The organism is Nonomuraea sp. NPDC052129 (genome assembly GCF_040680095.1).
GTDB lineage: Bacteria > Actinomycetota > Actinomycetes > Streptosporangiales > Streptosporangiaceae > Nonomuraea.
The window spans coordinates 53577-67619 of record NZ_JBFAVX010000052.1; the positions used below are offsets into that span (position 1 = coordinate 53577).

Sequence of the window (14043 nt, forward strand, 5' to 3'; positions counted from 1 at the left end):
ACAGTGAAGCGGGCGTTCAGCGGGAGGCGGCTGGTCTGTTCGGATCTAGAAGGCGTCCTCCGGCAGGTCCATCAGGTCCTGGCCGGTGGCGGTGAGCACCCGGCGCTCGGTGGCCAGGCGGGGCAGCACGGTCGTCGCGAAGAACGAGGCGGCGGCGACCTTGCCCTGGTAGAACGCGTCCTCGCCGTCGGCGAGCCGGGTCAGCGCGATCTCGGCCTGGCGCAGCAGCAGCCAGCCGATCACCAGGTCGCCCAGGGCGAGCAGCAGCCTGGTCGTGTTGAGCCCGACCTTGTAGACCTCGCTCGGCGTCTCCAGCGCGCCCAGCGCCCAGCCGGCCATCGTGTCGCCCATGACCTTGATGTCTGCGGCGGCCTCGGCGAGCAGCTTGCGCTCTTCCTTGAGGCGGCCGTTGCCGGCGTCGGAGGAGGCGAAGGCGTTGATCTCGGCCAGCAGCGAGCCGATCGCGGCGCCCTGGTTACGCAGGATCTTGCGGAAGAACAGGTCCAGGCCCTGGATCGCGGTGGTGCCCTCGTACAGGGAGTCGATCTTGGCGTCGCGGATGTACTGCTCGATCGGGTAGTCCTGCAGGTAGCCCGAGCCGCCGAGCGTCTGCAGGGACCGGGCGAGCAGCTCGTACGACCGCTCGGAGCCGACACCCTTGACCAGGGGCAGCAGCAGGTCGTTCATGTCGCGCGCGTGCCGGTCTCCGGGGTCCATCTGGATGGCGTCCTGGAAGGTGGCCGTGTAGAGCACCAGCGCGCGCATGCCCTCGACGTACGACTTCTGCAGCATCAGCTCGCGGCGTACGTCCGGGTGGTGCGTGATCGGCACCCGAGGCGCGGACTTGTCGGCCATCCTGGTCAGATCGGCGCCCTGGGCGCGGCTCTTGGCGTACTCCAGGGCGTTCAGGTAGCCGGTGGAGAGCGTGGCGATGGCCTTGGTGCCGACCATCATGCGGGCGTGCTCGATCACCATGAACATCTGCCTGATGCCCTCGTGCACGTCGCCGACCAGCCAGCCGATGGCCGGGTGCTTGTCGCCGAAGGTGAGCTCGCAGGTCGTGGAGACCTTCAGGCCCATCTTCTTCTCCACGTTGGTGACGTAGGCGCCGTTGCGCTCGCCCAGCTCACCCGTCTCCAGGTCCACGTGGAACTTGGGCACCAGGAACATCGACAGACCCTTGGTGCCGGGTCCGTGCCCCTCGGGGCGGGCCAGCACCAGGTGGAAGATGTTCTCGGACATGTCGTGCTCGGCGCTGGTGATGAAGCGCTTGACGCCCTCGATGTGCCAGGTCCCGTCGGGCTGCCGGATCGCCTTGGCCCGGCCCGCGCCGACGTCGGAGCCCGCGTCGGGCTCGGTCAGTACCATGGTGGCGCCCCAGTCGCGCTCGATGGCCAGCTCGGCGAAGCGCTTCTGGTCTTCGGTGCCGACCTCCCACAGCGTGTAGGCGAAGTTGGGGCCGGCGGCGTACATGTAGAGGGCCGGGTTCGCGCCGAGGACCATCTCGGCCGTGGCCCAGGCCAGGCTCCGGGGGATGCCGGGGCCGCCCAGCTCACGCGGCAGGTCGAGATGCGCCCAGCCACCGTCGACCAGCGCCCGGAACGACTTCTTGACGCCCTCCGGCACGGTGACCGAGCTCGTGGCGGCGTCGAAGACCGGCGGGTGGCGGTCGCCCTCCTCGAAGGAGTCCGCGAGCACACCGGTGGCCAGTCTGTTGACCTCTTCCAGAATGCCGCGGGCCACCGATTCGTCGATGTCGGCATACGGCCCGGTGCCGAGGATCTCGCGTCGCCCGAACACCTCGAAGAGGTTGAACTCCAGGTCACGGACGTTGCTCTTGTAGTGGCCCATGAGTGTCGATCTCCTTGAACCGGGGGCGTTATGTACTGGCCAGTAACCTTACTCGAAATGCTACCCGCGAGTAACCGTGAATATGCGTGGCATGCTCATCTCCATGGACGCCGAAGAACTCGCCACCCGCTGGCGAGAGCGACTGGACTCCTGGGCCATCCCCGCCGAGATCATGGCCAAGGCGCCGGTCGATCCGTGGGGCCATCACCCGGCGCGCTTCGCCACGCGCACCGACAGGGCGCTCGCCGAGCCCGACGACGGGCCGACCGCCACGCACCTCATCGAGGCGCTGGACGAGGGCGCCACACTGCTCGACGTCGGCGCGGGCACCGGCGCCGCGTCACTGCCGCTGCACGACCGGTTCTCCATGCTGTACGCGGTCGACACCTCCGCCGCGATGCTCGACGAGCTCACCCTCAGGGCGGACAAGCTCGGCGTCCCGCTCACCACGATCGAAGGCCGCTGGCCCGACGTGGCGGAGCAGGTGCCGGTCGCCGACGTAGTGGTCTGCGCCCACGTCATCTACAACGTGCCCGACCTGGCCGACTTCCTCCGCGCGCTGAACGCCCACGCCAGGCGCCGTGTCGTCATCGAACTCCCGCACCGCCACCCCATGAGCTGGATGGCCCCGCTGTGGCAGCACTTCCACAACGTGGACCGCCCGGTCCGGCCGGTCGCCGAGGACTGCGTGGCACTGGCGGCCGCGCTCGGCTACCCCGTACGGGTCGAGGAGCGGGAGGCGCCGCTGGACCGGTTCAACTCCCTGGAGGACCTGGCCGACAGCGTCTGCCAGCGCGCCTGCCTCGACCCCGCGCGCTCGGCGGAGGTCGGCGCGACGGCCCTGGAGCTCGGCATGTGGCCGCTCCCACGGGAGCGCTGGACCACGATCTGGTGGGACTGACAAGCAGAGCGCTGAGTCACTATCTGGTGGACTGGCCAGCTTGTCAGAATGATGTTCTATCGGGGACGCTGTCCGGATGAAGGCAGTCGTCTGCACCGCGTTCGGCAAGCCGGTCGAGCTCGTCGAGCGGCCCGATCCCGTCGCGGGGCCCGGCCAGGTGGTGGTCGAGGTCGAGGCGGCCGGGGTCAACTACGTCGACGGGCTGATGGTCGGCGGCACCTACCAGCTCAAGCCGCAGCTGCCCTTCACTCCGGGGTACGAGGTGGCCGGGCGGCTGGCCGACGGCAGCAGGGTTCTCGCCATCACCGGGCTCGGCGGCTACGCCACACATGTCGTCATTTCGGAGGCGCAGGCCGTACCCCTGCCGGAGGGCCTCGATCCGCGGACCGCGGCGGTGTTCGCGCAGAGCTATTGCACGGCCATGTACGCGCTCAGGGAGCGCGCCGGGCTGCGGTCCGGTGAGCGGGTACTGGTGCTCGGCGCGGGCGGCGGGGTGGGGCTGGCGGCCATCCAGGTGGCCAGGGCGCTGGGCGCCGCCGTGCTGGCGGCCGCCTCGACGCCGGACAAGCGCGAGCGCGCGGCGCGGGCCGGGGCCGACGAGGTCATCGGCTACGAGGGGCTGAAGGGCGCCGCCAGGCGCTGGGGCGTGGACGTGGTGGTGGACCCGGTGGGGGGCGAACTGTCCGAGGAGGCGCTGCGCTCGCTGCGCGAGGGCGGGCGGCTCCTGGTCGTCGGCTTCGCCGGGGGCGGCATCCCGCGGCTGCCCGCCAACCAGGTGCTGCTGCGTAATCGGGCGGTGGTGGGGGTGGACTGGGGCGCGTGGTCGATGAGCCACGCGGCCGCCAATCGGCTGATGCTCCAGGAGCTTCTCACGATGCCCGGGATCGACCCGGCACCACCGGAGGCCAGGCCCCTGGAGGAGGCCGGGCGGGCCATGGACGACCTGATCAACCGCCGGGTCACTGGGAAGATCGTGCTCGTCCCTGCCTCGTGAGCGTCAGGACGCCGGCGATCACATAGACCAGGGCGCCGTGCCAGACCGACTGGAACGCCGAGCCGAACACCCCCTCCCCGTCGAGTACGAGCTGCACCGGGTAGTCCAGGACCGCCGTGATGGCGGCCGGCAGCAGCGCGAACCTCCACGGGTGCTTCAGCGCCCACAGACGCGCCTGGCGCGTGACCCGGTCGCCCTCGTGTGGCTTGGACACCGCGCCGATGGCGGCGACCAGCGCGAACACGCTGATCCCCAGACCGAGTGACCACACCAGGCCAGCGGAGTCGGTAAGCACACCCAGCCCGAAGCTGACCGCGGCCGTCGCGCCACCGCTGACGGCGGCGGTCTTCCAAGGGGCGCCGCGCAGAGCGGCGCCGGACAGCGAGACCTCATCGCGTCGACTGATTTCGTTCATGTCCCCAGAGTGCCTTTCGACACCCCTTTATCGCATCGGGGACCTACCCTGAGCCCTCCCTGACTTGTCGGGCATGATTCGGGCATGGACGAAACCTGGATTATCCGCCCGGCCCGCGCCGACGACGTGCCCGCCGTCGTGGCGATGCTGGCCGACGACCCGCTCGGCACCAAGCGCGAGGGAGACCCGGCCGACGAGCGGTATCTGGCGGCCTTCGCCCGGATCGACGCCAACCCCTACGACGAGCTGATCGTCGCCGAGCGCGGCGGCAAGATCCTTGGGACCATGCAGCTCACCTACCTGGCCGGGCTCTCGCGGCTCGGGGCCGAGCGCTGTCAGATCGAGGCCGTCAGGGTCGACGCCTCCACCCGGGGTCAGGGTCTGGGCCGCGAGATGATGCGGTGGGCGATCGACCGGGCGCGGGCTCGGGGTTGTGCGATCGTCCAGCTCACCTCGGACAAGTCACGCACCGACGCGCACCGGTTCTACGATTCGCTCGGCTTCGATGCCTCGCACGAGGGCTACAAGCTCTCGCTGTCGCCCAGCTGATCGATCATCCACCTGCACCACTCGGCGCGGTGCCGCTCGTATCCCAGGCCGCACCGCAGCGTCGCGTAGTTGCCGAAGCGCGGATCGCCGAACGGCGGTGGGCCGCCGAACGCCGCCTCCTCCCGTTCGTACTCGGCCAGCCGCGCCTCGTGCGCGGCCAGCTGGTCGGCGAACATCCGCCTGACCAGCCCCGCCTCGGCCAGCCACGCCGCGTACGTCTTGAGCACCAGCTCATCCCGCTCCGGCCGCTCCTTCGGCGGCCGGGTCACCCACCCGCGCAGCTCCGCAGAGCCCTCGTCCGTCAGGTGGTAGACCTTCTTGTCCTGCGGCCCCGGCCCGTGTTCGGCCTCGTAGCCGACCAGCCCGGCGGCCAGCAGCTTCTGCAACTCGGCGTGGATCTGGCTGTGCCCGGCGGTCCAGAAGAAGCCGATGGGCCGCCGCATGGCCGCGGCGATGTCGTATCCGGTGCGGTCGCCGCGAGCCAGCACGGCGAGGATCGCGAATCCCAGCGTTGAGGTCATGGTGCCGCCAAGGGTATTGTCACCAACGACTATGTCACTTCAGACATAGTGTGGTGAAGGGGCGGCGATGCGCGCGATCATCGGTTCGATCGGGCTTGTTCTGGTGCTGACCGCCTGCGGAGGCGCGGTCAGCACCACGACCGCGCCCGCCATCCCGCCTACACCGGTGGCGAAGGCCACCACTCCTAACGTCTCCGGCCCCAACGTCTCCGGCTGCTTCACCAGCGCGGACGGCAAGATCTTCACCTACGGCGACGACCTGCCCGGCGTCATCACCGGCAAGGGCACGGTCGGCGTGGTGATCACATACGAGCGCAACGGCAACGTCTGCACCTGGCGCCCGCTCTCCGACCGCCTGGTCGCGGCCGGCTACCGTGTCCTGCTGTACGCCAGGAAGAGCAGCGAATACCCCGACGAGGTGACGGTCGCCATGGCCGAGCGCCTGTCCAAGGAGAAGGGCGTGCGGCGCCTGTTCCTGGTCGGCGGCTCCATAGGCGCGACCGCCTCCGTCCCGGCGGCGGAGCGGCTGGGCTCCCGGGTGGCCGGGGTGGTCGCCCTGTCGGGCGCGGTCGCCGAGGGCGAGGCGGCCAAGCTGACGGCCCCGCTGCTCCAGATCGGCAGCGAGAACGACGCGTACGGCGGCGCCAAGGACCTCCAGCGCACTCACGACGCCGCCACCAAGGCCCCCGACAACGAGCTCCACGTCATCAAGGGCGAGAGCCTGCACGCCTCAGCGCTGTTCGGCAGCCCTCACGGCCCCGAGGTGCTCGACCGGATCATCGCCTTCATGGACCGGCACTTCATGGATCGGCACTTCATGGATCGGCACAAGGGCTGACCTCGACCAGGTTGTCATGGTAGGCGGGACCCCTGCCCATGTCGGCGTCGCGTTCGGCCACGACCGCGTTGGCGTTCGCGCCGCCGGGGCTGTGCTTGGGCCAGCGGCCCTTGGGCGAGGCCACCACGCCGCGCGCCACCCGGTCGCTCACCTCGACGTCGGCCAGGAACTCGCCGCTCGCGTTGTGCACCCGCACCCGCTGCCCGCTCACCAGCCCGCGCGCCTCGGCGTCGGCCGGGTTGACCAGCACCACGGGCTCCTTGGCCCGGCGCCTGAGCTCCGGGTTGTTGCCGAAGATCGTGTTGAGGAAGGTGTGCGCCGCCGGCGTCACCAGGGTCAGTGGGTATGGCGAGTCGCCGGCCGTACGCACGGAATGAGGTTGGACGTACGCCTTGCCGCGCGGAGGGAAGCGGAGCCGGCCCGACGCGGTGGGGAAGCCGTCGGCGAAGGGGGTGAACGGCTGGGGGTAGTTCATCCGCACCCATCCCTCCTTGCGCAGCCGGTCCAGCGTGACGCCCTCCAGCGACGGGTGGCCGCTGCTCAGCAGCTGCTCGGCCAGCTCCAGATCGGAGTGGTACAGCGACGGCTCCGTCATCCCCATGTGGGCGGCCAGGCGGCGGAACGTCTCGGTGGTGGACAGGCACTCGCCCGGCGGTGCCACGGCGGGCTCGTTCCAGAGCAGGTAGAGGTGGCCGTACCCGGCGTGCAGATCCATGTGCTCGGTCTGCATGGTCGCGGGAAGCACGATGTCGGCGTAGTCGACCGTGTCGGTGGGGAACTGCTCCATGACCACCGTGAACAGGTCCTCGCGGGCCAGCTGCCGCCGGATCCGGTTGGCGTCTGGGGTCGAGCCGACCGGGTTGGCGGCGTACACCCAGAGGCACTTCACCGAGTCCAGCTCGGAGGCCAGCCGCGTCATGGTCAGCGTACGGACCGGCTTGGCCAGCAGGTCGTCGCGCTTGTCGATGTCGAGATGCACGTGGCCGCTGGTGGAGTAGGCCACGCCGCCGCCCGGGTGGCGCCAGTCGCCGGTCACGCCGGGGATCGCGGCGATCGTCCGCAGCGCGGTGCCGCCGCCGGCGTGCCGCTGGATGCCCATCGTGGTCCGGATCGCGGTCGGCCGGGTGTGCGCGAGCCGCGTGCCCAGCTCGCGGATGTCGGCGGCCGGGATGCCGGTGATCTCGGCCGCCCGCTCGACGGGGTAGGCCAGGATCTCCTCACGGAAGGACTCCCAGCCCTGGGTGTGCTCGGCGAGGAACTCCTCGTCCTGGGCGCCCTGGGCGAGCACCACGTTCAGCAGGGCCAGCGCGAGCACGGCGTCGGTGCCCGGCCGGATCGCCAGGTGCCGGTCCGCCTGGTCGGCGGTCCTGGTGCGGATCGGGTCGATGGCCACCACGTACGCGCCGGCCGCGCGGGCGTCCTGGACGAACTTCCACAGGTGGTGCCCGCTGGTCAGCGTGTTCGTGCCCCACAGCAGGATCAGCCTGGACAGCGCGAGGTCCTCGGGGTCCATGCCGGCGGGTGTGCCGTTGGTCAGGCTCAACCCGGCGCCGCCGGCCGTGGCGCAGATGTTCAGCCAGTGCTTGGAGGCGCCCAGCATGTTCCAGAACCGGCGCCCGGCGACGCCCTCGCAGCCCTGGATGTAGCCGAGCGAACCCGTCCCCACGTACGGCCAGATGGCCTCGCCGCCGTGCTCGTCGATGATGTTCCGCAGCCTGAAGGCGATCTCGTCGAACGCCTCCTCCCAGGAGATGCGCTCGAACTCGCCCGACCCCTTGGGCCCGGTACGGCGCAGCGGGTAAAGGATGCGGTCGTCGGCCTGGGTATGCTCCAGATACCGGTTGACCTTCACGCAGAGCGCGCCCCGGGTGTAAGGCTGCTCCGGGTTGCCGCGCATCTTCACGGCCTTGCCGTCTTCGACCGTGACGATCCAAGAGCAGGTATCAGGGCAGTCCAATGGACATGCCCCCAAAACTCGCAACTCACCCGACATGCGACACAGCTTACGTGTCGCTCCGCCAGGCATTAGGGGAGCCACGGAATGCCCCGACGCGCGGTAGAAATCAATGGTGAAGGATTGAAGGGGCCCAAAGATCGTACGGTCGGTCGGGAAGGTGCAGAATCTCTGTCGGTGGCCGAAATCAGGGAACGTGATGACGCGGAGGACCTCGCGGAGGGGGATCCAGCCGTGGCCGAAGCGCGCGCTGACACGGACGTCTATGTAGTCGAGCCGCTGCTGCCCCAGCGCCTGCGCCGGCCCTCCGACCTGCTGCGCTTCCTCACCACGCTGCTCGTGCTCGCCGCGGTCGTTCTCATCGCCCTGGTCGCCAAGCAGACCCTCAACGGGCTCGAAGCGGACGTCAAAGAAGGCACCACCCTCGTTCCCGATCTGCTCAGCCGCGTGGCGACATTCCTCGGCGGCGCGGCCGTGCTCATCGTGCCGGTGGCCTTCGCCGTCGAGCGCGTCTTCCACCGCGACGGCCTCCGCGTGGCCGAGGGCCTGATCGCCGCGATCATCGGCATGGTCGGCTCGTTCCTGCTCGGCCAGTGGCTGATCGGGGGCAGCGTCGAGGACCTGCGCATGCTGCTGACCGGCGGGCGCTCCATCGAGCCGCTCAACACGCTGCTCACCTCGGTGGTCGCCTACGCCACCGCCGTACGCATCTCGCGCCGCCCCACCTGGCGCATGCTCATGTGGACGGTGATCGCGCTCGACATCTTCGCGCTCTTCTCCGGCAGGCAGATCACGCTGCCGGGCGCGATCGTGCCCGTCCTGGTCGGCATGGCCGTGGGCTACGGCACCCTGTACGGCGTGGGCAGCCCCAACACCCGGCCGCCCGGCAACGCGGTCGTCGCCGCGCTCCGCAAGCTCTCCTTCTCCCCACAGTCGGCCCGCCGCATCGAGGACGATCACCAGGGCAGCCGCCGCTACGCCATCGGGCTCAAGGACGGCAGCAGCCTCGACGTCACCGTGCTCGACCGCGACCGGCAGGTCGCCGGCCTGCCGTACCGGCTCTGGCGGCGGATCCGGCTCAACTCGGAGACCAGGCGCCGGGCGATCAGGTCGCTCCGCGCCGAGCTGGAGCGCGAGGCGCTCATGGCCTACGCCGCGCAGGCGGCGGGCGCGAGCACCCCGCGCCTGCTCGGCACCAGCGAGATCGGCACCGAGGCCGCGCTGCTCGCCTACGAGCACCTCGACACCCGCCCGCTCGACGACGTGCCCGACGCCGACATCGACGACGCCCTGCTCGCCCAGATCTGGGAGCAGGTCGCGCTGCTGCAGATCCAGCGGCTCGCCCACCGGCGGCTGACCGGCGACAGCATCCACCTCGACCCGGCCGGCCGGGTCGTGCTCACCGACGCCCGCAGCGGCGAGATCGCGGCCGGCGACCTGCTGCTCCGGCTCGACGTCGCGCAGCTGCTCACCTATCTGGCGCTGCGCGTCGGCGCCGAGCGCTCCGTGCGGGCCGCCGCCGCCGTCATGGGGTCCGACGCGCTGGCCGCCGCGATGCCGCTGCTCCAGCGCATCGCCCTCACCCGCGAGACCCGCGCGGCGCTGTCGAAGGACAAGGGCGTGCTCGGCGAGCTGCGCGAGCACATTGTGGCGCTCAAACCGCAGGGCAAGGTCGAGGAGATCCGGCTGGAGCGGTTCCGGCCGCGCACGCTGGTCACGATGATCGCCAGCACGCTGGCCGCGTACTTCCTGCTGTCGCAGCTCAGCCAGGTCAACGTCGTGCACGTGGTGACCACCGCCAACTGGGCCTGGTCGGTGCTGGCGTTGGCCGCCTCGTTCGTCAGTTTCGTGGCCGCCGCGCTGATGCTGAGGGGCTTCGTACCCGAGCATCTACCGCTCTGGCGCACGGTCCTGGTCCAGTTCGCGGCCTCGTTCGTCAAGCTCGTCACGCCCGCCGCAGTCGGCGGCGTCGCGATCAACACGCGTTACCTGCAGAAGCGCGGCATCTCGCCCGCGCTCGCGGTGGCCAGCGTCGGCGCCTCGCAGCTCAGCATGATGGTCTTCCACATCGCGCTGCTGCTGCTGTTCGCCTACATCACCGGGTCCAACACCGCCACCGCGTTCAGCCCGTCGCGGGGGCTGGTCGTGGTGATGCTGTCGGTCGCGGTGCTGGTCGTGGTGCTGTTCGGGGTGCCGCCGCTGCGCCGGTTCATCACCGGGCGGATGCACAAGCTGTTCGCCAACGTGCTGCCCAGGCTGCTCGACGTGCTGCAGTCGCCGCGCAAGATGATCGAGGCCTGCGTCGGCACCCTGATGATCACGATCGCCTTCGTCGTCTGCCTCGACGCCTGCGTCGAGGCCTTCGGCGGCGACCTCAGCTTCACCGCCGTCGCCGTCGTCTACCTCACGGCCAACGCGATCGGCTCGGCCGCGCCCACACCTGGTGGCCTGGGCGCGGTCGAGGCGTCGCTCACCGTGGGCCTGACCGTGGCCGGGCTGCCCGCCGAGCTGGCCACGTCGGCCGTCCTGCTGCACCGGCTGCTCACGTTCTGGCTGCCGGTGCTGCCCGGCTGGGCGTCCTTCACCTACCTCCAGCGGCACGAAGCTCTATGACCTTGTCGATGGCGTCGAGCTCGTCCTGAGTGAACGCCGGCCCGTCGACGCAGGCCACGTTGTCCTCCAACTGCTTCACGCTGCTCGCGCCGATCAGCACGCTGGTCACCCGCGAATCCCTGATAGCCCACGACAGCGCCATCTGCGCCAGCGACTGGCCGCGCGTCTTGGCGATCTCGTTGAGGTCGCGCGCCAGGTCGCGGTCGATCCGGTCGGCGCTCAGGAACCGGCTGGTCGCCGCCCGTGAGTCGTCGGGGACGCCGTCGAGATAGCGGTCGGTCAGCAGCCCCTGGGCGAGCGGTGAGTAGACGATGCACCCCATGCCCTCCTCCTCCAGCACGTCGAGCAGCCCGTCCTCGATCCAGCGGTTGATCATCGAGTAGGACGGCTGGTGGATGAGCAGCGGCGTGCCCAGCCCCCGCATGATCCGCGCGGCCTGCGCCGTCTGCTCGGCGGAGTAGTTGGAGATCCCCGCGTACAGCGCCTTGCCCGAGCGCACCGCCCGGTCCAGCGCCCCCATCGTCTCCTCCAGCGGCGTCTCGGGATCGGGCCGGTGGCTGTAGAAGATGTCGACGTAGTCGAGCCCCATCCGCTCCAGCGACTGGTCGAGGCTGGCGAGCACGTATTTGCGCGAACCCCACTCGCCGTACGGCCCCGGCCACATGTCGTAGCCGGCCTTGGTGGAGATGAGCAGCTCGTCCCGGTAGCGGGTGAAGTCCTCGCGGAAGATCCCGCCGAAGTTGCGCTCCGCCGAGCCGTACGGCACGCCGTAGTTGTTGGCCAGGTCGAAGTGCGTGACACCCAGGTCGAACGCCCGCCGCAGGATGGCCCGCGAGTTGTCGATCGGCCGGTTGTCGCCGAAGTTGTGCCAGAGACCGAGCGAGACGGCAGGCAGCTTCAGACCGCTGCGCCCGCTGCGGTTGTACGGCTGGCGCTCGTAGCGGTCGTCGTCCGGCTGGTAGGTCATGAGGTGCCTCTCTCGATGATCCAGGAGAGCGCGAAGGCCTCTTCGCGCCAAACGTCATAGCGCCCGCTCCGGCCGCCGTGACCCGCGCCCATCTCCGTCTTGAGCAGGAACGGGCCGCCACCGGCCGTGGCCCGCAGCCTAGCGATCCACTTCGCGGGCTCGTGGTAGAGCACCCGGGTGTCGTTCAGGCTGGTGATCGCGAGAATCGGTGGGTACGGGCGATCGTCCACGTTCTCGTACGGTGTGTAGCTCTTCATGTAGGCGTAGACGTCGGCGTTGTGCAGGGGATCGCCCCACTCGTCCCATTCGATCACGGTCAGCGGCAGCGACGGGTCGAGGATCGTGTTGAGCGCGTCGACGAACGGCACCTCGGCCACCACGCCCGCGAACTCCTCCGGCGCCAGGTTCGTCACCGCGCCCATCAGCAGGCCGCCGGCCGAGCCGCCCCTGGCGACGATCCGCTCGCTCCAGCCCGACGCCTTCAGGTGCCTGGCCGCCGCGACGAAGTCGGTGAAGGTGTTCTTCTTCCTGGTGAGCTTGCCCTCCTCGTACCAGCGACGGCCCATTTCGCCGCCGCCCCTGATGTGCGCCACGGCGAAGATGAAACCGCGGTCGAGCAGGGACAGCCTGGGGACCGAGAAACCGGGGTCGATGGAGGTCTCGTAGCTGCCGTAGCCGTACAGGACGGTGGGGGCGGGCTTGGCGGTGTCCTTGCGCTTGACCAGGGAGATTGGGACCCGGGTGCCGTCCTCGGCAGTGGCCCACTCGCGGAACTGCTCGTAGTCGGCCGGGTCGTAACCACCCAGGACGGGGCGCTGCTTGAGCAGGATCAGCTCGTGGGTGGCCAGGTCATAGTCGTAGACGCTGGCCGGGGTGATCATGCTGGTGTAGGCGAGCCGGAGCCTGCCGGTGCTGAACTCCGGGTTGCCCGCCGGACCGACGTCGTAGAGGGGCTCGGGGAACTCGATCTCGTACTCGTCGCCCCCGTCTTTGCCGCCCCTGTACGGGAGGACGCGGATGCCGGTCAGCCCGTCGCGGCGGAAGTGGACGACGGCGTGGCCTTCGAACGCGTCGATCTCCAGGAGCCTGGTGTCCGTGCTGTGGGCGATCACCGGTGTCCAGGTGCCGGGAGCGTCGAGCGGGGCGGTGGCCAGCTCGAAGTTCTCGGCGTTCTCGTTGTGGAGCACGTAGAAGAAGTCGCCGGCGTGCTCGATGCCGTACTCGACACCGGCCTTCCTGGGCCGGACGACCTGGAACTCGCCCGTCGGGTCGGCGGCGTCGAGGATGCGCACCTCGCTGGTGATCTTGCTCCCGGCGCCGAGCACGAGGTACTTCTCGCTGCGGGTGAGCCCGATCCCGACCCAGTAGCGCTCGTCGCTCTCCTCGTAGACCAGCACGTCGTCCGGCGAGCCGAGCGTGTGCCGGTAGACCTGGAAGGGACGCCAGGCGTCGTCGACGCGCGTGTAGAAGAACGCCGACCCGTCGGCCGACCAGGCGCCACCGTAGAAGACGTTCTCGATCTCGTCGTCGAGCGGCTCGCCGGTCTCCAGGCTCTTGAACCTCAGGGTGAAGCGCTCGTCACCCTTGTAGTCGGTGGAGTAGGCCAGCATCTTCCCGTCGGGCGTGATGGCGCTGGTGCCCACAGAGAAGAACGCGCTCTCGCCCGCCAGCTCGTTGCCGTCGAGGATGACCTGCTCCCGGTCGAGGCGCTGGCCAGGGGTGACCGCGGGCGGGGTCTCGCCGTCGGCGGGCACGCGGCAGGAGACGGCGTACTGCTTGCCCTCCTCCGTCCGGCTGAAGTACCACCACTCGCCCTTGCGGCTCGGCACCGACAGGTCGGTCTCCTGGGTACGGCCCTTGATCTCCTGGAAGACCTGCTCCTGGAGATCGCCGAGGTGAGCGGTCTGCTCCTGGAGGAACGCGTTCTCCGCCTCCAGGTAGGCGATCGTGTCGGGATCGTCCTTATTGGTGAGCCAGGCGTACTCGTCGATCACGGTGTCGCCGTGATGGGTGCGCTCAGTCGGTGACTTCTTCGCCAGCGGCGGTGTTTTGCTACTCACGTGGGGAGTCTATGTTCCGGGCCGTGATCGTTCTGTGGCCTCCGATCGGAGTGAAGGCGTCTCGAGTGGTCGGGGGCGCTGCTAATCTTTAGAAGTCGCCAGGTGCGGCGCAACCAACCTCCTCCACTCCGGTGGCTTTGACGTGGGTTGTGTTGTGCTTGGTGGCAGTCGCTTCGATTCGCTACCCGGTCTACGGGATGGTAAATTGAAGAGGCGGTCGAAATTCCAAGCAAGTCCGGTCAATTTGACACAAAAACGGACTGGTGAAAGAATAGAGACACAACGGAAAACGAAATGTGCGCCTCTCGCAGGTTGGGGAGTACGCGTCCGTTTCTTGAGAACTCAACAGTGTGTTAAAAGCCAGTGCATGATGCACAACC

Annotated in this window: 11 protein-coding genes; 5 read left to right on the forward strand and 6 right to left on the reverse strand. The window is 69.4% G+C overall.

The window, feature by feature from the left end; genetic code table 11:
• Positions 1-45: 45 nt before the first annotated feature.
• Entirely contained in the window at positions 46-1851 is a 1806-nt protein-coding gene (locus tag AB0L53_RS55905) for an acyl-CoA dehydrogenase (RefSeq protein ID WP_364014162.1), read from the reverse strand.
• Positions 1852-1942: 91 nt separating this feature from the next.
• Between AB0L53_RS55905 and AB0L53_RS55910 the strand changes: the two genes are divergently transcribed.
• Positions 1943-2752 (forward strand): methyltransferase domain-containing protein, encoded by an 810-nt coding sequence (locus AB0L53_RS55910; protein WP_364014165.1) that lies wholly within the window; start codon positions 1943-1945, stop codon positions 2750-2752.
• A gap of 76 nt (positions 2753-2828) precedes the next feature.
• Positions 2829-3746, forward strand: coding sequence for a zinc-binding dehydrogenase (locus AB0L53_RS55915; protein ID WP_364014167.1), 918 nt, complete (start codon positions 2829-2831; stop codon positions 3744-3746).
• Here the strand turns inward: AB0L53_RS55915 and AB0L53_RS55920 are convergent.
• Complete coding sequence (locus AB0L53_RS55920) at positions 3712-4161, reverse strand: hypothetical protein (protein WP_358554833.1); 450 nt, start codon at positions 4159-4161, stop codon at positions 3712-3714. The genes AB0L53_RS55915 and AB0L53_RS55920 overlap by 35 nt on opposite strands.
• A gap of 84 nt (positions 4162-4245) precedes the next feature.
• Between AB0L53_RS55920 and AB0L53_RS55925 the strand changes: the two genes are divergently transcribed.
• Positions 4246-4710 carry a GNAT family N-acetyltransferase gene (locus AB0L53_RS55925; protein WP_364014170.1) on the forward strand — a complete coding sequence of 155 codons (465 nt, stop codon included), beginning with the start codon at positions 4246-4248 and terminating at the stop codon, positions 4708-4710.
• Here the strand turns inward: AB0L53_RS55925 and AB0L53_RS55930 are convergent.
• On the reverse strand, positions 4683-5231 hold the full coding sequence (locus AB0L53_RS55930) for a PadR family transcriptional regulator (RefSeq protein WP_364014173.1): 549 nt from the start codon (positions 5229-5231) through the stop codon (positions 4683-4685). The genes AB0L53_RS55925 and AB0L53_RS55930 overlap by 28 nt on opposite strands.
• 67 nt (positions 5232-5298) lie before the next feature.
• On the opposite strand from AB0L53_RS55930, the gene AB0L53_RS55935 reads away from it, so the two are divergent.
• A complete protein-coding gene (locus AB0L53_RS55935; RefSeq protein WP_364014176.1) occupies positions 5299-6069 on the forward strand; it encodes a hypothetical protein in 771 nt (256 codons plus the stop codon).
• On the opposite strand, the gene AB0L53_RS55940 is transcribed toward AB0L53_RS55935, so the two are convergent.
• Complete coding sequence (locus tag AB0L53_RS55940; protein ID WP_364014179.1) at positions 6047-8026, reverse strand: molybdopterin oxidoreductase family protein; 1980 nt, start codon at positions 8024-8026, stop codon at positions 6047-6049. The genes AB0L53_RS55935 and AB0L53_RS55940 overlap by 23 nt on opposite strands.
• Positions 8027-8200: 174 nt before the next feature.
• On the opposite strand from AB0L53_RS55940, the gene AB0L53_RS55945 reads away from it, so the two are divergent.
• Complete coding sequence (locus tag AB0L53_RS55945) at positions 8201-10636, forward strand: lysylphosphatidylglycerol synthase transmembrane domain-containing protein (RefSeq protein ID WP_364014182.1); 2436 nt, start codon at positions 8201-8203, stop codon at positions 10634-10636.
• On the opposite strand, the gene mgrA is transcribed toward AB0L53_RS55945, so the two are convergent.
• Both mgrA and AB0L53_RS55955 read right to left on the reverse strand, forming a co-directional pair.
• Positions 10605-11603, reverse strand: coding sequence for an L-glyceraldehyde 3-phosphate reductase (gene mgrA / locus AB0L53_RS55950; RefSeq protein ID WP_364014185.1), 999 nt, complete (start codon positions 11601-11603; stop codon positions 10605-10607). The genes AB0L53_RS55945 and mgrA overlap by 32 nt on opposite strands.
• Positions 11600-13663, reverse strand: coding sequence for a S9 family peptidase (locus AB0L53_RS55955; RefSeq protein ID WP_364014188.1), 2064 nt, complete (start codon positions 13661-13663; stop codon positions 11600-11602). The genes mgrA and AB0L53_RS55955 overlap by 4 nt, the downstream gene beginning before the upstream one ends.
• Positions 13664-14043 lie beyond the last annotated feature (380 nt).

What these genes read in the sequence shown, in the direction of transcription:
- AB0L53_RS55905 (WP_364014162.1), bottom strand. Translation starts at nt 1,851, where the DNA reads ATGGGCCACTACAAGAGCAACGTCCGTGACCTGGAGTTCAACCTCTTC.
- AB0L53_RS55910 (WP_364014165.1), top strand. Translation starts at nt 1,943, where the DNA reads ATGCTCATCTCCATGGACGCCGAAGAACTCGCCACCCGCTGGCGAGAG.
- AB0L53_RS55915 (WP_364014167.1), top strand. Translation starts at nt 2,829, where the DNA reads ATGAAGGCAGTCGTCTGCACCGCGTTCGGCAAGCCGGTCGAGCTCGTC.
- AB0L53_RS55920 (WP_358554833.1), bottom strand. Translation starts at nt 4,161, where the DNA reads ATGAACGAAATCAGTCGACGCGATGAGGTCTCGCTGTCCGGCGCCGCT.
- AB0L53_RS55925 (WP_364014170.1), top strand. Translation starts at nt 4,246, where the DNA reads ATGGACGAAACCTGGATTATCCGCCCGGCCCGCGCCGACGACGTGCCC.
- AB0L53_RS55930 (WP_364014173.1), bottom strand. Translation starts at nt 5,231, where the DNA reads ATGACCTCAACGCTGGGATTCGCGATCCTCGCCGTGCTGGCTCGCGGC.
- AB0L53_RS55935 (WP_364014176.1), top strand. Translation starts at nt 5,299, where the DNA reads ATGCGCGCGATCATCGGTTCGATCGGGCTTGTTCTGGTGCTGACCGCC.
- mgrA (WP_364014185.1), bottom strand. Translation starts at nt 11,603, where the DNA reads ATGACCTACCAGCCGGACGACGACCGCTACGAGCGCCAGCCGTACAAC.